Below are 22,719 nucleotides of genomic sequence, written 5' to 3' on the forward strand. Positions count from 1 at the left end.
CGATGCCTGTTGAGTCGGTCTTCCCCCGCCTGGAAGCCCTCCTGCCGCACGTGCAGAAGCCCATCCAGTACGTCGGCGGTGAGCTGAACTCCACCGTCAAGCCGTGGGAGAGCGCCGACGTCCGCTGGGCGCTCATGTACCCGGACGCGTACGAGGTCGGACTCCCCAACCAGGGCGTCATGATCCTCTACGAGGTGCTCAACGAGCAGGAGGGCGTCCTCGCCGAGCGCACCTACAGCGTGTGGCCCGACCTCGAAGAACTGATGCGCAAGCACGACGTGCCGCAGTTCACGGTGGACGCCCACCGCCCGGTCAAGGCCTTCGACGTGTTCGGCCTCAGCTTCTCCACGGAGCTGGGCTACACCAACATGCTCACCGCCCTCGACCTCGCCGGCATCCCGCTGAACGCCGCCGACCGCACCCTGGACGACCCGATCGTCCTGGCGGGCGGCCACGCCGCGTTCAACCCGGAGCCGATCGCGGAGTTCATCGACTGCGCGGTCATCGGCGACGGCGAGCAGGCCGTCCTGGACATGACGGCCATCATCCGGACCTGGAAGGCGGAGGGCCGCCCCGGCGGCCGCGAGGAGGTCCTCTTCCGCCTCGCCAGGACCGGCAACGTCTACGTCCCGGCGTTCTACGACGTCGAGTACCTCCCCGACGGCCGTATCGCCCGCGTCGTGCCCAACAGGTCCGGTGTGCCGTGGCGGGTCTCCAAGCACACCGTCATGGACCTCGACGAGTGGCCCTACCCCAAGCAGCCCCTCGTCCCGCTCGCCGAGACCGTCCACGAGCGCATGAGCGTCGAAATCTTCCGCGGCTGCACCCGCGGCTGCCGTTTCTGCCAGGCCGGCATGATCACGCGCCCCGTGCGGGAGCGAAGCATCACCGGCATCGGCGAGATGGTCGAGAAGGGCCTGAAGGCCACCGGCTTCGAAGAAGTCGGTCTCCTCTCGCTCTCCTCCGCGGACCACACCGAGATCGGCGACATCGCCAAGGGCCTCGCCGACAGGTACGAGGAAGACAAGATCGGCCTCTCCCTGCCCTCGACCCGCGTCGACGCGTTCAACGTTGACCTCGCCAACGAGCTGACCCGCAACGGCCGCCGCTCCGGCCTCACCTTCGCCCCCGAGGGCGGCAGCGAGCGCATGCGCAAGGTCATCAACAAGATGGTGTCCGAGGAAGACCTCATCCGCACCGTCTCCACCGCCTACGGCAACGGCTGGCGTCAGGTGAAGCTGTACTTCATGTGCGGCCTGCCGACCGAGACCGACGAGGACGTCCTGCAGATCGGCGACATGGCGGTCAACGTCATCGCCGAGGGCCGCAAGGTCTCCGGGCAGAACGACATCCGCTGCACCGTCTCCATCGGCGGCTTCGTGCCCAAGCCGCACACGCCCTTCCAGTGGGCGCCGCAGCTCAGCGCCGAGGAGACCGACGAGCGCCTCGGCAAGCTCCGCGACAAGATCCGCGGCGACAAGAAGTACGGCCGTTCCATCGGTTTCCGCTACCACGACGGCAAGCCCGGCATCGTCGAGGGCCTGCTCTCGCGCGGCGACCGCCGCATCGGTTCGGTCATCCGCGCCGTCTACGAGGGCGGCGGCCGCTTCGACGGCTGGCGCGAGTACTTCAGCTACGACAGGTGGATGCAGGCGGCCGCCAAGACGCTGCCGGAGTACGGCGTCGACGTCGACTGGTACACCACGCGTGAGCGCACCTACGAAGAGGTGCTGCCCTGGGACCACCTGGACTCCGGTCTCGACAAGGACTGGCTCTGGGAGGACTGGCAGGACGCCCTGGACGAGACCGAGGTCGACGACTGCCGCTGGACCCCGTGCTTCGACTGCGGTGTCTGCCCGCAGATGGACACCAGCATCCAGATCGGCCCGACGGGCAAGAAACTGCTGCCGCTGTCGGTCGTGAAGTAGCCGCAACCGAACCGAGGGGCCCGGCCGGGGAACGCATCCCGGCCGGGCCCTTTTCCGTCCCGCCGCGAGAGCATCCACAAAGGCCGCCGCGGCGTCCTGTACGGAAACGGGGGAGGAACGGCCATGGATCTCGACAAGCGACCACCCGGAACACCGGCGCCGGCCACCGCGGCAGCGCCGCCACCGGCGCCCGCGCCGGTGCGGCAGGAGGGCTGTCTGACGGCCTTCGTGCGGATTCCGGTACGGATCGTGGTGCTGGTCCTCGTCCTGCCCGTACGCGTGGTGTGGGACCTCGTGCGCACCGGCGGCGGACTCCTGCGGCGCACCGTGCTCATCCCGCTCGGGCGCGCCCTGGCCCGGCTCGGACGCACCCTGGTGGTGATTCCCGCCGGGTGGCTGTACGCGGCGGTGCTCACGCCCCTGGGACACGGCCTGAAGCGGCTCGGGCGAGCGGTGTTCGTCACACCGTGGGCGGCGCTCGGGCGGCACGTGGCCGTCCCGCTGGCGCGGTGGCTCCACCGCACCCTGCTGACACCGCTGGGCCACGGACTGCGAGCGCTCGCGGAGCTGCTGTTCGTCTCCCTGTGGGTGGCACTGTGGCGTCACGGTGTCGCCGCCCCCGGGCGCTGGGTCCACCAGTGGCTCCTGACGCCGCTGGGGCGCGGGCTGCGGTGGCTGGGGCGGGTGCTGGGCGCCGGGGGAGCGGCGGCGGGACGCGCGCTGTGGACGGCGCTCCGGTTCCTCGTCGCCCGGCTGGTGGTCGTACCGCTGGTCGCACTGTGGACCTGGGTGCTGGAGCCGGCCGGCCGGGCCGCCGGGTGGCTGGCCCGCCACCTCGGCAGCGTGCTCGCCGCCGCCGCGCGCGGACTGTGGACCGCCCTGAAGTGGACCGGCCGCACCCTGGTGGCGGTCCCCGCCGGGTGGCTGTACGGGGCGGTGCTCACCCCGCTCGGCCGGGCCGTCGCGTGGAGCGTGCGGACGCTGCTGGTGCGGCCCGTGCTGTGGCTGGCCCGCGAGGTCGGGGCCGCCCTCGGGCTCTGCTGGCAGGTCGCCGGGTACGTGTCCCGGGCGCTCGGCCGCGCCGCGAAGTGGCTGGCGTGGAACGCGCTGGGCCGCCCCCTCGCCTGGACGTACCGCACCGTCATGACCCCCGTGGGCCACTGGCTGCGCGACGACGTCTGGCGGCCCGCCGGACGGGCGGCCGCGGAAGCCGGCCGTTCGGCCCGCGAGGCCCTCAGCGCGGCCCGCACCGCCTTCCGCGACACCCGCCGCGACCTCTGGCGCGGCCTCGTCGGCTCCCCGCAGCGCCCCCCGGCCCCGGCGCGCCCGACCGAGGTGTCCGCCCCGCTCCTGGAGAAGCCCCGCCCCTGACCCCCGTGCGGGACGGTCCGCAGGAGTGGATCACCCCTGCCCCGGGAACCAGCCCGGTCCCCGGCGCGTACTCTGGGTAGTACAAAGACTGCCCCGGCGCAGCACCCCCACCGAGGCCCCCTGCTCCGCAGGGCCGGACCGGAACGGGAGACGCCGCACGGGGACACCCCACAGGCCCGTGGGCGCGCGGAAGACGCGCCGCCCCGCACCGAGGAGAAGAACCACTGGGCAAGCGACAGCCCGAAGGCCCGCCGCCCGCACCGGCGGTGCAGCGCATCCGACTGCGCTACACCAAGCGAGGCCGCCTCCGGTTCACCAGCCACCGAGACTTCCAGCGCGCTTTCGAGCGCGCCCTGCGCCGTGCCGAGGTGCCCATGGCGTACTCGGCGGGCTTCACCCCGCACCCCAAGGTCAGCTACGCCAACGCGGCGCCCACCGGCACCGGCTCCGAGGCGGAGTACCTGGAGATCGCCCTCACCGCGCCCCGCGACCCGCAGACCCTGCGCGGGCTGCTCGACGCGTCGATGCCCGACGGCCTCGACATCGTCGACGCGGTCGAGGCCCGGACCTCCGGCCTCGCCGACCGGCTCACCGCCTCCATCTGGGAACTGCGGCTGAACGGCGTCACCGGCGAGCAGGCCGCCAAAGCCGTCGAGTCCTTCCTCGCCGCCGGGACCGTCGAGGTCCAGCGCCGCACCAAGAACGGCATGCGCAGCTTCGACGCCCGCGAGGCCGTCGTCGAGATGGCCGCCGTACCGCTCGCCGAGAGCGTGGCCGCCCCGCAGGGTGAGGCAGGCGATAGGCCCCCGGCGGAGCCCTGTGCGATACTGCGGCTGGTAGTGCGGCACATGACACCCGCCGTACGACCCGACGACGTCCTTTCCGGTCTCCACGCTGTGGCCGACCTGGCGCCGCCGGTCCCCGCAGCGGTGACCAGGCTGGCGCAGGGGCTTCTCGACGAGGAGTCCGGAACGGTGACCGACCCGCTCGCGCCCGACCGCGAGGCAGTGCAGGCAGGCTCTACCACAGCCCCCGCAGCCGCCGCCGCGAAGGTGCCTGAAGGTTCCGGTTCCGCGTAAGGACAGTCGCCGCAGCGCAGCCCTGGCACTCGGGAGCCACCTGGGTCGGGCCGCGTAACCAACCGGACTTTCGCCAGGCCGTACGTCTCGTGCATACGGAACCGGCGAGCTAGAGATCAGCTCCCGTGCGGCGCCCGCGCCCCGGACGGTGGCCCCGCACCACGCGAGGGCCGCGGCCGGACCGGATCCAGGCGCGGCGCCCGGGAGCGCGACGGGAGAACCCCGCATGCTTGAGCCGATCGACCCCGCTGAGGCCGACAACACTTCGCCCAGCGACACCCTGCCGCCGCGCCGCAGGCGCCGCGCGGCCTCGCGTCCCGCCGGACCCCCCGGGGGCGGCGCGACCCAGCAGGACCAGCCGGACCCGTCGGATGCCGCCAAGACCGTAGAGGCCGCGGCTCCGGCCATACCGGCCGGAGAGGGTGCCGTGACCGACACCACCAACAACGCTGCCAACGCCGACACCACCGGCACCACCGCGAACGCCGGCACCGGCGACAGCGCCGCCCCCGCGCGTCCGCGCCGCCGTGCCGTGCGCAAGGCGTCCGCCCCGGCGGGCCCGCCCGCCCAGGCCGCCGAGAAGGCACCGGCAGCCGCCCCGGCCGTCGACGAGGCCCCGGCCGCCGAGGCCGCCGCCGAGGAGGCTCCCGCGCCGCGCACGCGCCGTCGTGCCGTGCGCAAGGCCACCGCCCCGGCGGGCGCCCCGGTCGAGGCCGGCGCCGCACCCGCCGTCGCCGAGGAGGCCCCCGCCGCCGACGAGGCCCCGGCCGAGGCCGCCGCGCCGCCGCGCCGCCGCGCCACGCGCAAGAGCGGTGCCGCCGCACAGCCCCGAACGGAGCAGAAGCAGGCCGAGCAGCCCCAGGCCGAGGAGACGCCCGCCCCCGTGGCGGAGCCCGCCCCTGTAGCGGAGCCCGCCGCCGAGGAGGCTCCCGCGCCGCGCACGCGCCGTCGTGCTGTGCGCAAGGCCACCGCCCCGGCGGGCGCCCCGGTCGAGGCCGCCCCCGCCGAGGAGATCCCGGCCGCCCAGGAGACGCCGGTCGTGGCCGAGACGCCCGCCCCGGTCGCCGAGACCGCCGCCGAGGAGACGCCCGCGCCCCGCGCCCGCCGTCGTGCCGTGCGCAAGGCGTCCGCCCCCGCGGGCTCGCCCGCGCCGGCCGCCGCCGAGACCGCGGCCGAGCCCGTCGCCGTACCGGAGGAGGCCGCGGCGGAGAAGGCCGTGCCGGAGCAGCAGGAGCAGCCCGTCGAGGAGGCACCGGCCGCCGAGGAGGCGCCCGCGCCGCGTACGCGCCGTCGTGCCGTGCGCAAGGCCACCGCCCCGGCGGGTGCGCCCGCGCAGGCCGAGGCCCCGGCCGCGGCCGAGCCCGTCGCCGTACCGGAGACCGTGCGGGAAGCGGCGGAGGAGACCCCGCGGGAAGCCGCGAAGGAGGCCGTCGAGGACGAGGCGCCGCGAGGCCGCACCCGTCGTCGGGCGAGCCGTCCGGTCGCCACCCCGAAGTTCACCGCCGAACAGACCGCTCCTGCCGCGCCCGCCGCCGAGGAGAAGGCCGAGGGGAGCGCGCCGCGTTCGCGCCGTCGTGCCCAGCGGCCCGCCGTCGCCGTCTTCCAGGCGCCGGTCTTCGCCGAGCCCATGTTCCAGACCCCGGAGACCGCCGCCATGGCCGCGGCCTCCGCGCCGGTCGAGGAGCCGGAGCCGGAGGACGCCGAGGAAGAGACCACCGAGGCCGAGGCCGTCGTCGAGGCGCCCGTGCAGGAGGCGGAGCCCGCGCAGTCCGGCAGCCGCCGCCGTCGCCGCCGGCGCGGCGAGAGCGCCCCGGCCGAGCAGCCCCGTACCGAGGTCCGGGAAGCCCCGCAGGACGCGGCCGACGCAGCCGACGCGGCCGACGAGGACACCGCGCAGGGCCACGAGGCCGACGGCCACGACGAGTCGGACGACCCCGACGACCGTCGTGCCCGCCGCCGCCGTCGCGGTGGCCGTCGCCGCCGCCGGGGCGAGGCCCTGGAGCACGGCGACGTCGAGGACAACGACAACGAGCGCGACAGCGGCCACAAGCGGCACGAGGACGCCCCCGAGCCGCAGCAGGACGTGGAGCACGCCTCCGACGAGGACGACTCCGACGACCACGACGACGAGCACCAGGCCGGCTCCGCCAGCAGCCGCCGTCGGCGCCGTCGCCGCCGTCGCAGCGGCGACTCCGGGCACGACGAGGTGCAGTCCGGCTCCGACGACCCGGAGCGCACCGTCGTCAAGGTCCGCGAGCCCCGTAAGAAGGAGGCCGAGCGCGAGCCGGGCACCGGCTTCGACGAGGTCCAGTCCATCAAGGGCTCGACCCGTATGGAGGCCAAGAAGCAGCGCCGCCGCGAAGGCCGTGAGCAGGGCCGCCGCCGCGTCCCGATCATCACCGAGGCGGAGTTCCTGGCACGCCGCGAGGCCGTCGAGCGCGTCATGGTCGTCCGCCAGAACGGCGAGCGCACCCAGATCGGCGTCCTCGAGGACGACATCCTCGTCGAGCACTACGTCAACAAGGAGCAGTCGACGTCCTACGTCGGCAACGTCTACCTGGGCAAGGTGCAGAACGTCCTCCCCTCCATGGAGGCCGCGTTCATCGACATCGGCAAGGGCCGCAACGCCGTCCTGTACGCCGGTGAGGTCAACTTCGAGGCGCTCGGCATGGCCCACGGGCCGCGCCGCATCGAGACCGCCCTCAAGTCCGGCCAGTCCGTCCTCGTACAGGTGACGAAGGACCCGATCGGCCACAAGGGCGCACGTCTGACGAGCCAGGTGTCCCTGCCGGGCCGCTACCTCGTGTACGTGCCCGAGGGCTCCATGACCGGCATCAGCCGCAAGCTCCCCGACACCGAGCGGGCGCGGCTGAAGACCATCCTCAAGAAGATCGTCCCCGAGGACGCGGGCGTCATCGTGCGCACCGCCGCCGAGGGCGCCAGCGAGGACGAGCTGCGCCGCGACGTCGAGCGACTGCAGGCGCAGTGGGAGGACATCCAGCAGAAGGCGAAGAGCAACGGCGCGTCCAACGCCCCGACGCTGCTCTACGGCGAGCCGGACATGACCGTCCGCGTCGTCCGCGACATCTTCAACGAGGACTTCTCCAAGGTCATCGTCAGTGGTGACGACGCCTGGCAGACGATTCACGGATACGTCGCCCATGTCGCCCCCGACCTCACGGACCGGCTGTCGAGGTGGACGTCGGAGGTCGACGTCTTCGCGACGTACCGGATCGACGAGCAGCTGATGAAGGCGCTGGACCGCAAGGTCTACCTGCCCAGCGGCGGTTCACTGGTCATCGACAAGACCGAGGCGATGATCGTCGTCGACGTCAACACGGGCAAGTTCACCGGGCAGGGCGGCAATCTCGAAGAGACCGTCACCAAGAACAACCTGGAGGCGGCCGAGGAGATCGTGCGCCAGCTGCGGCTGCGCGACCTCGGCGGCATCGTCGTCATCGACTTCATCGACATGGTCCTGGAGTCGAACAGGGACCTGGTGCTGCGGCGCCTCCTGGAGTGCCTGGGACGCGACCGCACCAAGCACCAGGTGGCGGAGGTGACCTCGCTCGGCCTCGTGCAGATGACCCGCAAGCGGGTCGGACAGGGCCTTCTGGAGTCCTTCTCGGAGACCTGCGTCCACTGCAACGGGCGCGGCGTCATCGTGCACATGGAGCAGCCGACCGCCCTGGGCGGCGGTGGCGGCTCCAAGCGCTCGAAGAAGCGCGGCAAGGGCGGCAGCGGCTCCGAGCACGCCGACCATGCCGAGCACGTCGAGCACGCCTCCGGTGCCGGTCACTCCGAGCACTCCGCCCCGGACAACGGTTCCGGTCACGGGCACGACCACCACGCGGACGAGCCCCTGGAGGTGGAGACGGAGGCGGAGGTCGCCGCCGAGGTGGCCGCGCCGGTCGCGCTGCCCTCGCCGGACTTCGTACCGGACGAGGAGCTCTACAGCAGCGCCGCGGAGGCCGAGGCCGCCGCGACCCGCGGCCGCGGCCGTCGGCGGGCCTCGCGCAAGGCGTCGGCCCCGGCCGGTGCTCCGCGCGGCAGGACCTCGCCGGCGGACTACATCGAGAACGCGTCGCCGATGAAGGCGAAGGCGGCCGCACCGCAGGCCCCCGAGGCCCCGGCCGCGGAAGAGGCTCCGGTCGCCGAGGAGGCTCCGGTCGTCCAGGAGGCTCCGGTCGCCCAGGAGGTGGCCGAGGAGACCGCCGCGGCGCCGCGCGGGCGTCGCAGGGCGACCCGCAAGGCGTCGGCTCCGGCCGGCGCCCCGAAGGAGACTCCGGCCGCCGAGGCAACCGCGGTGGAGTCGGCTGCGGCCGCTCCCGCCCCGGTCGAGGAGGCCCCGGCCGCTCCGGCGGCGGAGGCCGCCGCGGCTCCCGCCGCTCCCGTGGCGGACGCGGCGCCGCCGCGGGCCCGCCGCAGGGCGACCCGGAAGGCCACCGCTCCGGCGGGGTCGCCCGCCGGGTCCACCGAGGCGGCCGTGCTCGTCGTGGACGCCGCACCGTCGGCGTCCGCCGCGAAGACGTCCGACGCGCCGGTTGCCGAAGCGCCGACGGACGCACCGACGGCGGAAGCATCGGTGACGGACGCACGGGTGACGGACGCAGCGGTGACCGAGGCAGCGGCGTCGGAAGGCGACGAGGCCGCGGCCCCGGCCAAGAAGACGGCACGCAAGATCGCCGCCAAGAAGGCCGCTCCGGCGAAGAAGACGGCGGCCAAGAAGACCGCCGCCAAGAAGACCGTCGCGAAGAAGACGGCCGCCAAGACCGCCAAGACGGCGACCAAGACGGCCACGAAGACGGCGGCCAAGAAGACTGCGAAGAAGACGGCCGCGGCGGAGCAGACGCTCCCCTCCGTGTCCGCCCCCGCGCAGGACTGACGCTCCACCGGTCCGCCCGCATCCCGGGGCGGCGCCAGCAGCACCAGCAGGGCTCGCAGTACCAGCAGTACTCGCAGTACCCAGCGGAACCGGCCTCGGCCGGAACCGGGTGGCCAGCGCCGATCGGGCGCTGGCCACCCTGGTATCCGGGACCTGTCCGAGATCCGCCCGGGGCCCTGCCCGGCCATCCGATCGGGGCCCGGGGCCGAAGGCCGTGAAATGACCCTGAACAACGGAGAGTTCGAAACCTCATGAGCAACAGCGCCACCCCTCGCCCCATACGCAAGGCCGTCATCCCGGCCGCAGGGCTCGGCACCCGCTTCCTGCCCGCGACCAAGGCCACTCCCAAGGAGATGCTGCCGGTCGTCGACAAGCCCGCGATCCAGTACGTGGTCGAGGAAGCCGCCGGGGCGGGACTCTCCGACGTACTCATGATCACGGGCCGCAACAAGCGCGCCCTCGAGGACCACTTCGACCGCAACTACGAGCTGGAGTCGGCGCTCACCAAGAAGGGCGACGCCGACCGCCTCGCGCGCGTCCAGGAGTCCAGCGACCTCGCGACCATGCACTACGTCCGCCAGGGCGACCCGCGCGGCCTCGGCCACGCGGTGCTGTGCGCGGCCCCGCACGTCGGCGACGAGGCCTTCGCCGTCCTCCTCGGCGACGACCTGATCGACCCCCGCGACCCGCTCCTCGCCCGCATGGTCGAGGTCCAGCAGACGTACGGCGGCAGCGTCGTCGCGCTGATGGAGGTCGACCCGGAGCAGATCCACCTGTACGGCTGCGCGGCCGTCGACGCCACCGCCGAGGGCGACGTCGTCAGGATCAACGGCCTGGTCGAGAAGCCCGCCACCGAGGACGCCCCCAGCAACCTCGCCATCATCGGCCGGTACGTCCTGGACCCGGCCGTCTTCGAGGTGCTGCGCAAGACCGAGCCCGGCCGCGGCGGCGAGATCCAGCTCACCGACGCCCTCCAGACGCTGGCCGCCGACGAGGCGGTCGGCGGCCCCGTGCACGGCGTCGTCTTCAAGGGCCGCCGTTACGACACGGGCGACCGCGGCGACTACCTGAAGGCCATCGTCCGCCTCGCCGCGGAGCGCGCGGACCTCGGCCCGGACTTCAAGACGTGGCTGCGCGGCTACGTCGCGGAGGAGATGTAGTCCTCCTCCGGCAGTCCGCGACGGAGCCACGGCGCCCTCGCGGGACGCCTCTCGGGGCGGTCACCCTCGTACCACCGGGGGAGGCCGCCCCGTACTCTTTGCCCCGCACCACCCTCGCACCCCCGCACCACCACCCCTGCACGACCGCACGACCCCCGCGCGACCACGCACACCCCGCACGACCGCACGAAGGAGAACCCCATGATCGGCCTGGTACTGGCGGCGGGCGCCGGACGGCGTCTGCGTCCCCACACCGACACGCTGCCCAAGGCGCTCGTGCCCGTCGACGGCGACACCACCGTCCTCGACCTCACCCTGGGGAACTTCGCGAAGGTCGGCCTCACCGAGGTCGCGATCGTCGTCGGCTACCGCAAGGAGGCCGTCTACGCGCGCAAGGAGGAGCTGGAGAAGACGTACGGCGTCACGCTCACGCTCATCGACAACGACAAGGCCGAGGAGTGGAACAACGCCTACTCCCTGTGGTGCGCCCGCGACGTCCTCAAGAACGGTGTCGTCCTCGCCAACGGCGACACCGTCCACCCCGTCTCCGTCGAGGAGACCCTGCTCGCCGCCCGCGGCGACGGCCGGAAGATCATCCTCGCCCTCGACACGGTGAAGAACCTCGCCGACGAGGAGATGAAGGTGATCGTCGACCCCGCCACGGGCGTCAGCCGGATCACCAAGCTGATGGACCCGGCGACCGCCACCGGTGAGTACATCGGCGTCACCCTCATCGAGGGCGAGGCCGCCGACGAGCTGGCCGACGCCCTGAAGGCGACCTTCGAGCGGGACCCCGACCTGTACTACGAGGACGGCTACCAGGAGCTCGTCAACCGCGGCATGACGATCGACGTGGCCCCCATCGGCGACGTGCGGTGGGTCGAGATCGACAACCACGACGACCTCGCCAGGGGCCGGGAGATCGCATGCCGGTACTGACCCGGCTGATCCCCTCGCCGGTCGCCGTCGACATCTCCTGCGGAGCCCTCGACGGCCTCGCTGACGTCCTCGCGGACCAGCGGATCTCCGGTTCGGGCGCGCTCGCCGTCGCCATCAGCGGCGGCTCGGGCCTGGCGCTGAAGGAGAGGCTCGCGCCCGTCCTGCCGGACGCCGACTGGTACCCCGTCACCGACGGCACCATCGGCGCGGCCGTGCGGCTCGCCGAGGAGATGAAGGGCCGCAAGCGCTACGATGCGGTCGTCGGCCTCGGCGGCGGGAAGATCATCGACGTCGCCAAGTACGCGGCCGCCCGCATCGGGCTGCCCATGGTCGCCGTCGCGACGAACCTCTCGCACGACGGCCTGTGCTCCCCGGTGTCGATCCTGGACGACGACGACGGACGCGGCTCCTACGGTGTGCCCACGCCCATCGCGATGCTCATCGACCTCGACGTCATCCGGGACGCCCCGCCCCGTTTCGTACGCTCCGGAATCGGCGACGCCCTCTCCAACATCTCCGCCGTGGCCGACTGGGAACTCTCCCACCAGGTCAACGGGGAGAAGGTCGACGGCCTGGCCGCCGCCATGGCCGGGCAGGCCGGCGAGGCGGTGCTGCGCCACCCCGGCGACATCACCCAGGACGCCTTCCTCACCGTGCTCGCGGAAGCCCTCGTGCTGTCCGGCATCTCCATGTCGATCAGCGGCGACACCCGGCCCTCATCGGGCGCCTGCCACGAGATCAGCCACGCCTTCGACCTGCTGTACCCGCAGCGCTCGGCGCTCCACGGCGAGCAGGTCGGCATCGGCGCGGTCTTCGCGATGCACCTGCGCGGGGCGCACGAGGAGGCCGGTCTCTTCGCGGACGTCCTGCGCAGGCACGCCCTGCCGGTGCTGCCCGGGGACATCGGCTTCACCGTCGAGGAGTTCGTGGCGGCCGTCCGGTACGCGCCGCGGACGCGGCCGGGGCGCTTCACCATCCTGGAGCACCTCGATCTGTCGGAGAACGGCATCAGGGACGCGTACAACTCCCTGGTGAAGGCCGTCGGCGCGTCGGGTGGGCAGCCGTGACGGCGGGCGTCAGCCCGGTTTGACCCGCCGGTCGGGGCCCCGTAACCTTGACCGTCGGCGTCTTTTTGTGCGCCAAACCCCTGAGCAACCCCCTCCCGGATCACTTCGGTGCCTGCGGGAGAGGCCGCTCGTCCTGTTTCGCGCCGGAAGCGGCTGGCATCAGGGGTCCCGTCTTCGAGTGAAAGTGAGATCCGCGTGTACGCCATCGTGCGCAGCGGTGGTCGCCAGCACAAGGTTGCTGTCGGCGACATCGTTGAGGTTGACAAGATTTCCACTGCCAAGGTTGGCGACGCGGTCGAGCTTTCGACGCTGCTCGTTGTCGACGGTGACTCCGTGACCAGCGACCCGTGGGTCCTGGCCGGGATCAAGGTCACGGCCGAGGTCGTGGACCACCACAAGGGCGAGAAGATCGACATTCTCCGCTACAAGAACAAGACCGGCTACCGCCGTCGCCAGGGTCACCGCCAGCAGTACACGGCGATCAAGGTCACCGGTATCCCCACGGCTGCGAAGTAAGGGACTGAGACATGGCACACAAGAAGGGCGCATCGTCCACTCGGAACGGTCGCGACTCCAACGCTCAGCGGCTCGGCGTCAAGCGCTTCGGCGGCCAGGCCGTCAACGCCGGTGAGATCCTGGTCCGCCAGCGCGGCACCCACTTCCACCCGGGCACGGGCGTCGGTCGCGGTGGCGACGACACGCTGTTCGCTCTCGCCGCCGGTGCGGTCGAGTTCGGTACGCACCGTGGCCGCAAGGTCGTGAACATCGTTCCGATCGCCGGCTGAACAAGCCTGCTTTCCCGAGCACCTCGCAGAGGCGCTCGGTCGAGTGCCTCCACGAGGTGCTCGGAGCGACACACCGCATGTTCCGAGGGCGGACGCTCTTTCCCGGCTACGGGGAAGCGTGTCCGCCCTCGGCGTGTTACGTATGTAGACATTCCGCATTACCTGTACTGGAGGACACCCATGACCACCTTCGTGGACCGCGTCGAACTGCATGTCGCCGCGGGTAACGGAGGCCACGGCTGCGCCTCCGTACACCGTGAGAAGTTCAAGCCGCTCGGCGGCCCGGACGGCGGCAACGGCGGCCGCGGCGGCGACATCATCCTCGTCGTCGACCAGGCCGTGACCACCCTGCTCGACTACCACCACAGCCCGCACCGCAAGGCCACCAACGGCCAGCCCGGCGCCGGCGACAACCGCTCCGGCAAGGACGGCCAGGACCTGATCCTGCCCGTGCCGGACGGCACCGTGGTCCTCGACACGGAGGGCAACGTCCTCGCCGACCTCGTCGGCCACGGCACCACCTACATCGCCGGTGAGGGCGGCCGCGGCGGCCTCGGCAACGCCGCCCTGTCCTCCGCCCGGCGCAAGGCCCCCGGCTTCGCGCTGCTCGGCGAGCCGGGGAAGTTCGCGGACATCGTCCTGGAGCTCAAGACCGTCGCCGACGTGGCCCTGGTGGGCTACCCCAGCGCCGGGAAGTCCTCGCTGATCTCGGTGCTCTCCGCGGCCAAGCCGAAGATCGCGGACTACCCGTTCACCACGCTGGTCCCCAACCTCGGCGTCGTCACCGCGGGCTCCACCGTCTACACCATCGCCGACGTCCCCGGTCTGATCCCCGGCGCCAGCGAGGGGCGGGGCCTGGGCCTGGAGTTCCTGCGGCACGTCGAGCGCTGCTCGGTCCTGGTGCACGTCCTGGACACGGCGACGCTGGAGTCCGACCGCGACCCCATCTCCGACCTCGACGTCATCGAGGAGGAGCTCAAGCTGTACGGCGGCCTGGACGACCGGCCGCGCCTCGTCGTCCTCAACAAGGTCGACATCCCCGACGGCAAGGAACTCGCGGACATGATCCGCCCGGAACTCGAAGCCCGCGGCTACAAGGTCTTCGAAGTGTCCGCCGTGTCCCGGGTGGGCCTGAAGGAACTGTCCTTCGCCCTCGCCCAGGGCATCTCCAAGCTGCGTGCCCGCAAGCCGGTGGAGGAGGCGACCCGCATCGTCATCCGCCCGAAGGCGGTCGACGACAGCGGCTTCAAGGTCGTCAAGGACGAGGTCGAGAACGTCTTCCGGGTGCGCGGCGAGAAGCCCGAGCGCTGGGTGCAGCAGACCGACTTCAACAACGACGAAGCCGTCGGCTACCTCGCCGACCGCCTCTCGCGCCTGGGCGTCGAGACCGAACTGATGAAGGCGGGTGCCCGCGCGGGCGACGCCGTCGCGATCGGCTCCGAGGAGAACGCGGTCGTCTTCGACTGGGAGCCCACCGTCATGGCGGGCGCCGAGATGCTCGGTCGTCGCGGCGAGGACCACCGACTCGACGCCCCGCGCCCCGCGGCCACCCGCCGCAAGGACCGCGAGGCCGAGCGCGACAATTCGCAGAAGGAATACGACGAGTTCAAGCCTTTCTGACGCATCGTCAGTTATTTGCTCGTCGGCTGTTCCTCCCGTCGGTGTCCGACGTGAGACAGGGGCCCGGCGCCGAGACCTCCCTCTCGGTGCCGGGCTCTTTTCCGTGATCCCGTCCGCCCGCGCCGCCGGGCGCCGGCCGTGCGGACAGAAGTCCTTGCGGGCACCGGCGTTGCGGCATACCGGATTTCGGCGTGCCGTCGAGCCGGGCGACGGTGTGCCGTCACTGCCGAGGTGCGGCAGATACTCTCCGAGTGCATGTTCCACGCCTGCGGTGCGGGCCCGACCCAGGACCGTGTTCTCGGCGAGACGGCCGACGCGCACGCAGGTGTCGGTCGTTCGGCAGGGGGGCTGCCGCCGACGCGTGAAGAGAAGTGGGAACCGACGTTCACTTCAAGGTTGCTTGGGCGAGGGTTTCCGGGGTGGTGCCGTGAGATCTAGTGAAAACCGGCAAAGCGGAATCCCCGACGCAGGGCGTCTACCCTGGAAGACCCCCGTGCGGCCATCGGTTCTGTGACGACGGCTGCACCGGAGTTTGGGGCCCGCTTCCTCCGGGGAGCGGCGCGCGAAGAGTTCCGGTCGGTACGGCCGGTGCGACATCAATGAGGAGCATTCAGGGTGCACCCCGCACAGATCACCGTGGTCGTCATCGTCTTCAACGACGCGGACCGCATCGCCACGGCTGTCGAGTCCGCCCTCGCCCAGGGTGATGCCGTCGGCGAAGTGATCGTCGTCGACGACGCCTCCACCGACGGCACCCGCGAAGCCGTGGAGGCCATCGCCGCCCGACACCCCCGAGTGCGCCCCCTGTACCGGACGCAGAACAGCGGCGGCTGCGGCAGTCCCCGCAACGACGGCATCACCGCGGCGGCCTTCCCCTACGTCATGTTCCTCGACAGTGACGACGTCTACCCGCCGGGCGCCGCCGACGCCCTCCTCGCCGAGGTCGCCCCCGGCATCGACGTCGTCGCCGGAAGCTGCGTACGCCGCGAACTGCCCGAGAACCGCGACACCGTGTGGGCGCCCGCCCTCTACGACACCAGCACCGGCGCCACCCTGCCGGGCACCGTCCTCAAGGGCATCACCGCACACCCCGAATTCCTCGTCGACACCCTCTCCGTGAACAAGCTCTACCGCCGGGACTTCCTCGCCGAGCACGCCGCCGTCTTCCCCGACGGCCCCTTCCACTACGAAGACTTCGTCTTCACGGCGAAGGTGTACGCGGCCGCCCCCCGCATGGCCGTCATCGAAACCCCGGTCTACATCTGGCACGTACGCCGCGCGGACGCGGCACTCTCCATCTCCCTGCGCCGCGCCACCCTCGCCAACTGGGAGCACCGGGTGGAGGCGCACCGCCGCGTGGTCGAAGTGTTCCGCACCGCGGACCTGCCCGACCTCGCGGTCGCCGCCCAGACCAAGTTCCTCGACTACGACCTGCCCATGTACGTACGGGAACTCGCCCAGCGCGCCCCCGACTACCGGGCCGACTGGTGGAAGCACGCCCGCACCTACCTCGCGGACTTCGACCCGACCGCCTACGAGAGCGCCGAGGCGCCGTCCCGCTGGCTGGCCCGCGCCCTGACGGCCTGGCCGCGGCCCGTGGAACTCGACAGGGTCATGGCCCTGGCCGCCCAACCGCCTCGGCTGCTGCCCCCCTCGTACACCAACGCGGCGGGGGAGCCCACGCTGTCCGGCCGGCATCCCGAGGTCGTCCTCGACGGTCTCTCCGCACTGCCCACCGAAAAGCTGCCCGTGACCGTCAACGGCACGGTGTCCGTGGGGCACACGCTCGGGTTCACCCTGACGATCCCGGAACTCCACGGCCTGCTCGGCCCGTTGGACCCGCAACGGGCCGTCCTGCGCCTGGCCGACCAGCACGACGACCTCCCCGCGAGGATCCGCGAACAGCCCCTGCGCCGCACCGAAGACCGGTGGCAGGCCACCTTCGACGTGACCACCAAGGACCTGGCCGATGCCGCCCGCCTGGTGTCCTGGCGCGTCCAGGCCGACGTGATCTGCAAGGGCGGCGAGCGCATCACCACCGAAGTGCGCGCCGCACACCCCGGCGTGGCCCGTCGTCGGGTCGTCCCGCGGCTGGGCCGCCCCCTGCTCGTCCAGATCCACGTGACGCCGCGGGGCGCACTGATGGTGCGGATCGCCGGAGGGCTGCACGGGGTGCTGGACGTGGCCCGCCACCGCCTCAAGAGGCTGCTGGCACGCTGAACCGCGGCAGGCCGCACCACGGGAAAGCGGGGCCGAACGACGGGAAACGCGACGCAACACCACGGAAAATGCGACGCCCGCACCCCGAGAAACACGAGAAAGAGGGGCGTCCCCCGGACGACAGGTCCGGAAAAAGCCCCTCTTCGTACTTCTCTTCACTCTCGGATGCCCGAGGAATCAGCGCTCCAGGAACGCGAAGAGCTCCTCCCACCGCCGGGTGATCGACTCCGGCGAGTACCGCTGTACGTTCTCCCGGGCGAGATCGCCCATCCGGTCCCGCAATTCCTGGTCCTGCATCAGCCGCACCAACTGCCGGGCCAACTCAGGAGTGTTCCCGGGGCGCGCCAATAGGCCGTCCACCCCGTCCTGGACGATCTCGTGCACACCCGGCGCGCAGTCGAACGCCACACACGGCACACCACACGCCATGGCCTCCAGCAGCGCCAGCGGAAAGCCCTCACCGCGCGAGGACTGCGCGAACACCGAAGCGCCGTGCAGCGCACCGACCACGTCCCGGGTCTGACCGGCCCACTCGACCGAACCGTCCAGGCCCAGATCCGTCGCCTGCTTCTTGAGCGACTGCTCAAGCTCGCCCGCACCGTACAGCTTCAGCTTCCAGCCCGGCACCTGCGGAGCCGCCTCCGCCCAGGCGTCGAGCATCATGTCGAGGCCCTTCTGGTGACTGAGCCGGCCGATGCTGACGACCGTCTTCTCCGTACGGGGAGACACCGTCTCGGGCATCATCGGCAGCGGATTCGGCATGAACCCCACGTTGTTGAGCCCCTTGACGGCCCACAGATCGGCGTCCTCCTGCGTGAGCAGCAGCAGCCGGTCGACGTTCTTGTAGTGCTTCAGCACACGCCCGTAGCGCGAGGACTGCCGCGAGTACTCGTAGCTCTCGTGGCTCATGCCGATGACCGGGTGCCCGGCCGTGTCGGCCAGCTCGACCCACTCCATCGCCCACACCTGGGTGACGACGATCATCGCGCCCGGTGCGGCCGTGCGGAACATCCGCGACAGCTTCGCGGACGTCTCCCGCATTCCGGCGTCCCGGCGTGCGTTGTGCAGCCGTGCGGCGACGTCGACCTTGCCGCGCAGCCCGCGCACCGGCCTGCGGCCGGGCGGACGCTGCTCGTACAGCGTCACCCGCTGGTACGGAGGGTTCTCCCCGAGATCCATGGCGACGTCGGCGGGCGCGATGCCCACGACGGTGACCCGGTGCCCGCGTTCGGCCAGCAGCGAGGCCATCTGGGTCTGCCAGCGGGCCACGCCGCCGAGTTCGTCGACCTCATTGCCGACGAAGAAGATGTCGCGTGGAGTCATCGGGAGCGGCCCTTTCCTGCGAAGAAGCGGTCCGCGATCTGCGCGGCCGCGTCACCGTGGTCGTACTCGCCGTACCGGTCCACGAATTCCTTCACCTGCGGACCGTACTGCGCACGCACGCCGTCCAGGTCCTCCAGTACGGAGAACAACTCCGCCTCGGTGCGCGGAACCGGGCCCGGGGCGGTGCCGAGGAGGTCGAAGTATGTGCCGCGGATGTCCTGGGAGTACTCCTCCCAGTCGTACGCGAAGAACACCATCGGCCGTTGCAACAGCGCGAAGTCGAACATCACCGAGGAATAGTCGGTGATCAACGCGTCCGACGCGAGGAGCAGCGGAGTGATGTCCGGTTCCTCCGAGACGTTGACGACCCGGCCCGCCATCGCCGGCGGCAGCGCCACCTGGTTGAGGTAGTGGGTGCGCACCAGCAGGGTGCACTTCTCACCGAAGCGGTCCGCGAACTCCTCCACGGAGAAGGGAAACTCGAACTTCTGGACCTTGCCCTGGGCGTTGGCGCGGAACGTCGGCGCGTACAGCACGACCGGCAGCCCGGGACGAATGCCCAGCCGCTCCTTCAGCTCCTTCACCTGCGCACTCTCCACCGTCGCGTCACGCCCCTTCACCAGGGCGTCGTTGCGCGGGTAGCCGGTGCGCAGGAGTTTGGACTCCGGAATCCGGTAGGCGCGCGCCAGAGTGCGCACGTCGTGCTCGGTGCGCACCACGAAGTGGTCGAACCGGTCCAGCGACTTCTGGTACGAGGCCTGTTCCGTCTCCGACATCAGCCGGTAGCCCGGCTCGTCGAAGCCCATGCGCTTCAACGCGGAGCCGTGCCAGGTCTGGATGTACGTCGTCTCGGGACGCTTGGCCAGCTTCAGCGGAAAACCCTGGTTGTCGACCCAGAACTCGGCCTGCGCGAGCGCCCTCAGGTACTTCCAGGACCAGCGCTTGACCAGTTCCACGTCACCGGGGAAACCGTTCGGCTTCGCGCCCGCGTACGACCAGATCGCGTGGACCGGGGCGCCGCGCCGCTTCAGCTCCTCGTAGAGCGCCCGCGGGCTGTCGCTGTACTGCTTGCCCAGGTGGCTCTCGAAGACCACGGTGCCCTTGCGCACGGGCAGCGCCCTGATCATGCGGTGGTAACCGTCGATCTTGCGGGCGCCGGAGTTGAGCTCCTTGCGCACGCTGCGGGCCTTGCGGTACGTGGTCTTGGCGATCCGCGCCGGCAGGCTGTCCATGTTGTTCTGGATCAGCGCACGGGCCCTCTGGGCGGCCGCGCTGTGCTGCACGATGTGGAACGCCAGGTGACCGCGCCCGGAGACCTCCGCCTCCATGCGGTCGCCCGCCAGGCGCGTCAGCCGCGGCTTGACGCCGATGATGCCGGTGCGCTCGATGTCGGTGTTGCCGACGGTGATCGCGCTCTCGGTCTTCTTCCCGTCGACCAGCAGGTGCAGCCGTACGTTCCACACGTCGTCGACGACGCCGAGCGGGCGCAGCTCCTTCGCCAGCGGCAGAGCGGCCTCCCAGCGCACCCGGTCGCCGTCGACGCGCACACTGCGCGCGGGGAAGCGGAACGTCTGCAGGCTGGCTCGGCGGGCCTTGAGCACGACCTCGGCGGACAGCTTCGCCTCCGGCAGGATCTTGCCCAGCGGGTTGACGACCGCCCCGGCGAGCTCCACGACGGTGGGGCGCTCCGTGTAGCGGGTGAGGCTGTTGCGCAGGTCCAGCTTGTCGACCGGCCTGGTGTGGTAGCCGAGGTCGGTGACGTCGAGCAGGGCGCGGGCGTGCGGATCGTCCAGGTGCTCCGCGCACCAGTAGATCCGGCCGTCCTTCTCCACCAGCGGCATCGTCAGCTTGTTCCGGTTGAGGAGCATGTCGATGGCCGGCATCAGGTTGTCCCAGTCCTCCTGCAGCAGGAGGTAGGCGCAGATGGCGTGGGCGGGATGCAGTTCGCTGTACGCCTCGGGGGCGAAGGACTGGACGTACTCCCGGGCCATCCCGGCGAAGGCGTGCCGGTAGTCGTCGTCCAGGAACGGCAGCTCGCGCAAGTAGAGGACCAGGTCGTGCTTCAGGAACTTGATGTCCTTGTGCAGTTTCAGGTCGTCCATCGAACGGGACTTCAGGATTTTGTCGATCCGCCGGTGGATCTCCACCCGGTCCGCGAAATTATTGATTTCATTGCGGCGATTACTGATCGACTTCTTCTCGGTCTTCTCGACCACGTTCCAGAAGTAGACGGTATTGGGGATCAGGGTGATCCGGGAGGCGGCCAGGTAAGCCTGCGCGGAAAAAAGCAGGTCCTCGTAGTGAATCCGCTTGGGGAACGTGAGGTTGCTTTCGATCAGGAATTCCCGCCGGTAACACTTGTTGGTCGACAGGGTGTCGAAAACCAGCAGGTCCGGCAGTTCGGCGACGGAGTCCAGCGTGCGCGTGGAGTTGTAGAGCCAGCGGTACCACTCGGTCGTCTTGCCGTGCCTGCTGTCGACGTGCACCCGCAGACACAGGCCGGACACCAGGTCGGCGCCGGTGCTCTCGGCGGCCTCCAGCATGTTGCGGCAGGCATTGAGTTCGAGTGTGTCGTCGCTGTCGAGGAACATGACGTAGCGGCCGCGGGCCACCGCGATACCCTGGTTGCGTGGCTCACCGCAGCCGCCGCTGTTCTCCTCCAGTTGGATCGCCCGGACCCGGTCGGGGTGCTCGGCCGCGAGTTTCCTGGCCACGGCATAGGAACCGTCGGTGGAGCAGTCGTCGGCGACGATCACCTCGACGTTGTGCAACGTCTGGTCCAGGACCGACTGCACGGCCGTCGGCAGGCGCTCGGCGTCGTTGTAGACGATGACCACGACACTGATGTCCGGCACGGTCGTCGGGAGGGTGTCCGGCGAGGGAGACGGGCTTGACAAGGCCACCTCTGTCTTCACGTCCTCGGTACGTTTTGATTACTGACCCCTCACAACTGCGGGTATGCGAGGGAGGGCCAACTGATGAGTCCTGAGGGATCTTCTCGAAGGATTTCGACAGTCCTCGTCAGGCTAGCCCATGGGTGAAGCCCCTGATCCCATGCCCAGAGATACCCCGATCGGTGAGCAATCGGCCTCTGTATAGTGCCTCTATGACTTGGCTGGTAACGGGTGGCGCGGGATACATCGGTTCACACGTGGTAAAGGCTCTCGCCGACGGCGGGGAAAGCGTTGTGGTGCTGGACGACCTGAGTACGGGATCGGAGGCGAGGATTCCCTCCGGCGTTCCGCTGGAGCGCGGCTCGGTGCTCGACCGCGCGCTCCTGGACGACGTACTGAACAAGCACCGTGTCACCGGTGTGGTGCATATCGCCGCCAAGAAGCAGGTGGGCGAATCAGTGGAACAGCCCCTGTTCTACTACCGCGAGAACGTGGTCGGTCTGCAGACCGTCCTGGAGGCGTCCGCCGCGGCCGGGATCAAGCACTTCGTCTTCTCCTCCTCCGCCGCCGTCTACGGCATGCCCGACGTCGACCTCGTCACCGAGGACACCCCCTGCCTCCCCATGAGCCCCTACGGCGAGACCAAGCTCGCCGGCGAATGGATGGTCCAGGCGGTCGGCCGCGCGCACGGCATGGCCACCGCGTGCATGCGCTACTTCAACGTCGCGGGTGCCGCGACGCCCGAACTCGGCGACCCCGGCGCCTTCAACCTCGTCCCCATGGTCTTCGAGCGCATCGACGCCGGTGAGTCCCCGCTCATCTTCGGCGACGACTACCCGACCCCCGACGGCACCTGCGTCCGCGACTACATCCACGTCGTCGACATCGCCTCCGCGCACGTCGCCGCCGCCCGCAAGCTCGTCGCCGCCCCCGGGACCCACCTGGTGCTCAACATCGGCAAGGGCGAAGGCGTCTCCGTCGCCGAGATGATCGACGTCATCCGCGAGGTCAGCGGCCACGGCGACATCAAGGCCGAGGTCGCCCCGCGCCGCCCGGGAGACCCCGCCCGCGTCGTCGCCGCAGCCGACCGCATCCGCGCCGAACTCGGCTGGGAAGCCGGCCACGACGTACGGGACATGGTCGAGTCGGCCTGGGCCGGCTGGCGCCACCGCCACCCGCAGGGCTGACCACCCGCACGTGCGCCACGTTGACGGCGGGCCCCGGAAACCTCCGGGACCCGCCGCCGGCGCGTCCGGGGGCCGGAACTGCCGAGCACCGCACCACCGCTCTCCCGTACATTGCGGGAAACCCGTCGGCACCGGAGCCCCGGAGTCGGAACGCGGGAGACCGCCGGCCCCGGAGCACGGGAGCCGCGGACAGGGACACGGTGACCGCGCGCGAAAAACCAGCGCGCGGCACGGCGCACGCGAACCAAGGGGATGCAGGCA

General features: G+C 71.1%; 14 protein-coding genes. 12 read left to right on the forward strand and 2 right to left on the reverse strand.

The annotated features are described in order from the left end of the window. Window positions 1-2 precede the first annotated feature (2 nt). From ACIP93_RS23165 to ACIP93_RS23215, 11 genes are all read left to right on the forward strand, one after another. Window positions 3-1,928, forward strand: coding sequence for a TIGR03960 family B12-binding radical SAM protein (locus tag ACIP93_RS23165; protein ID WP_345223009.1), 1,926 nt, complete (start codon window positions 3-5; stop codon window positions 1,926-1,928). A 123-nt stretch (window positions 1,929-2,051) separates the two neighbouring features. Continuing rightward, window positions 2,052-3,299 (forward strand): hypothetical protein, encoded by a 1,248-nt coding sequence (locus ACIP93_RS23170; protein WP_401761350.1) that lies wholly within the window; start codon window positions 2,052-2,054, stop codon window positions 3,297-3,299. Between the two features lie 266 nt (window positions 3,300-3,565). Beyond that, window positions 3,566-4,378: a TIGR03936 family radical SAM-associated protein gene (locus ACIP93_RS23175; protein WP_345223013.1), complete on the forward strand. Its 813-nt coding sequence runs from the start codon at window positions 3,566-3,568 to the stop codon at window positions 4,376-4,378. A 226-nt stretch (window positions 4,379-4,604) separates the two neighbouring features. Continuing rightward, window positions 4,605-9,263, forward strand: coding sequence for a ribonuclease E/G (locus ACIP93_RS23180; protein ID WP_401761353.1), 4,659 nt, complete (start codon window positions 4,605-4,607; stop codon window positions 9,261-9,263). Between the two features lie 251 nt (window positions 9,264-9,514). Next, window positions 9,515-10,423 (forward strand): UTP--glucose-1-phosphate uridylyltransferase GalU, encoded by a 909-nt coding sequence (gene galU / locus ACIP93_RS23185; RefSeq protein ID WP_401761355.1) that lies wholly within the window; start codon window positions 9,515-9,517, stop codon window positions 10,421-10,423. A 201-nt stretch (window positions 10,424-10,624) separates the two neighbouring features. Then, window positions 10,625-11,362 carry a sugar phosphate nucleotidyltransferase gene (locus tag ACIP93_RS23190; protein ID WP_401761356.1) on the forward strand — a complete coding sequence of 246 codons (738 nt, stop codon included), beginning with the start codon at window positions 10,625-10,627 and terminating at the stop codon, window positions 11,360-11,362. Beyond that, complete coding sequence (locus ACIP93_RS23195) at window positions 11,350-12,429, forward strand: iron-containing alcohol dehydrogenase family protein (protein ID WP_401761358.1); 1,080 nt, start codon at window positions 11,350-11,352, stop codon at window positions 12,427-12,429. The genes ACIP93_RS23190 and ACIP93_RS23195 overlap by 13 nt, the downstream gene beginning before the upstream one ends. A 195-nt stretch (window positions 12,430-12,624) precedes the next feature. Continuing rightward, window positions 12,625-12,945, forward strand: a complete 321-nt coding sequence (gene rplU / locus ACIP93_RS23200; RefSeq protein ID WP_189824244.1) for a 50S ribosomal protein L21 — start codon at window positions 12,625-12,627, stop codon at window positions 12,943-12,945. Between the two features lie 11 nt (window positions 12,946-12,956). After that, the gene (gene rpmA / locus ACIP93_RS23205; RefSeq protein WP_018103204.1) at window positions 12,957-13,214 is read left to right on the forward strand and encodes a 50S ribosomal protein L27; all 258 of its coding nucleotides are present in this window, start codon (window positions 12,957-12,959) and stop codon (window positions 13,212-13,214) included. 180 nt (window positions 13,215-13,394) lie between these two features. Then, window positions 13,395-14,834 carry a GTPase ObgE gene (gene obgE, locus ACIP93_RS23210; RefSeq protein WP_401761360.1) on the forward strand — a complete coding sequence of 480 codons (1,440 nt, stop codon included), beginning with the start codon at window positions 13,395-13,397 and terminating at the stop codon, window positions 14,832-14,834. 615 nt (window positions 14,835-15,449) lie between these two features. After that, window positions 15,450-17,054, forward strand: a complete 1,605-nt coding sequence (locus ACIP93_RS23215; protein ID WP_401761361.1) for a glycosyltransferase family 2 protein — start codon at window positions 15,450-15,452, stop codon at window positions 17,052-17,054. A gap of 177 nt (window positions 17,055-17,231) precedes the next feature. On the opposite strand, the gene ACIP93_RS23220 is transcribed toward ACIP93_RS23215, so the two are convergent. Continuing rightward, complete coding sequence (locus ACIP93_RS23220; RefSeq protein ID WP_401761362.1) at window positions 17,232-18,377, reverse strand: glycosyltransferase family 4 protein; 1,146 nt, start codon at window positions 18,375-18,377, stop codon at window positions 17,232-17,234. Beyond that, on the reverse strand, window positions 18,374-21,232 hold the full coding sequence (locus ACIP93_RS23225) for a CDP-glycerol glycerophosphotransferase family protein (RefSeq protein ID WP_401761364.1): 2,859 nt from the start codon (window positions 21,230-21,232) through the stop codon (window positions 18,374-18,376). Before ACIP93_RS23225 ends, ACIP93_RS23220 begins: the two co-directional genes overlap by 4 nt. A 251-nt stretch (window positions 21,233-21,483) precedes the next feature. Between ACIP93_RS23225 and galE the strand changes: the two genes are divergently transcribed. Further along, entirely contained in the window at window positions 21,484-22,458 is a 975-nt protein-coding gene (galE, locus tag ACIP93_RS23230; RefSeq protein WP_345223036.1) for a UDP-glucose 4-epimerase GalE, read from the forward strand. Window positions 22,459-22,719: the final 261 nt, after the last annotated feature.

The sequence above is a fragment of the Streptomyces sp. NPDC088745 genome, assembly GCF_044751045.1.
Classification (GTDB): Bacteria; Actinomycetota; Actinomycetes; order Streptomycetales; family Streptomycetaceae; genus Streptomyces; species Streptomyces cremeus.

Coding starts and splice junctions, on each gene's coding strand:
- galE (WP_345223036.1), top strand. CDS start 21,484: ATGACTTGGCTGGTAACGGGTGGCGCGGGATACATCGGTTCACACGTG.
- ACIP93_RS23165 (WP_345223009.1), top strand. CDS start 3: ATGCCTGTTGAGTCGGTCTTCCCCCGCCTGGAAGCCCTCCTGCCGCAC.
- galU (WP_401761355.1), top strand. CDS start 9,515: ATGAGCAACAGCGCCACCCCTCGCCCCATACGCAAGGCCGTCATCCCG.
- ACIP93_RS23180 (WP_401761353.1), top strand. CDS start 4,605: ATGCTTGAGCCGATCGACCCCGCTGAGGCCGACAACACTTCGCCCAGC.
- ACIP93_RS23195 (WP_401761358.1), top strand. CDS start 11,350: ATGCCGGTACTGACCCGGCTGATCCCCTCGCCGGTCGCCGTCGACATC.
- ACIP93_RS23220 (WP_401761362.1), bottom strand. CDS start 18,377: ATGACTCCACGCGACATCTTCTTCGTCGGCAATGAGGTCGACGAACTC.
- rpmA (WP_018103204.1), top strand. CDS start 12,957: ATGGCACACAAGAAGGGCGCATCGTCCACTCGGAACGGTCGCGACTCC.
- obgE (WP_401761360.1), top strand. CDS start 13,395: ATGACCACCTTCGTGGACCGCGTCGAACTGCATGTCGCCGCGGGTAAC.
- ACIP93_RS23190 (WP_401761356.1), top strand. CDS start 10,625: ATGATCGGCCTGGTACTGGCGGCGGGCGCCGGACGGCGTCTGCGTCCC.
- ACIP93_RS23170 (WP_401761350.1), top strand. CDS start 2,052: ATGGATCTCGACAAGCGACCACCCGGAACACCGGCGCCGGCCACCGCG.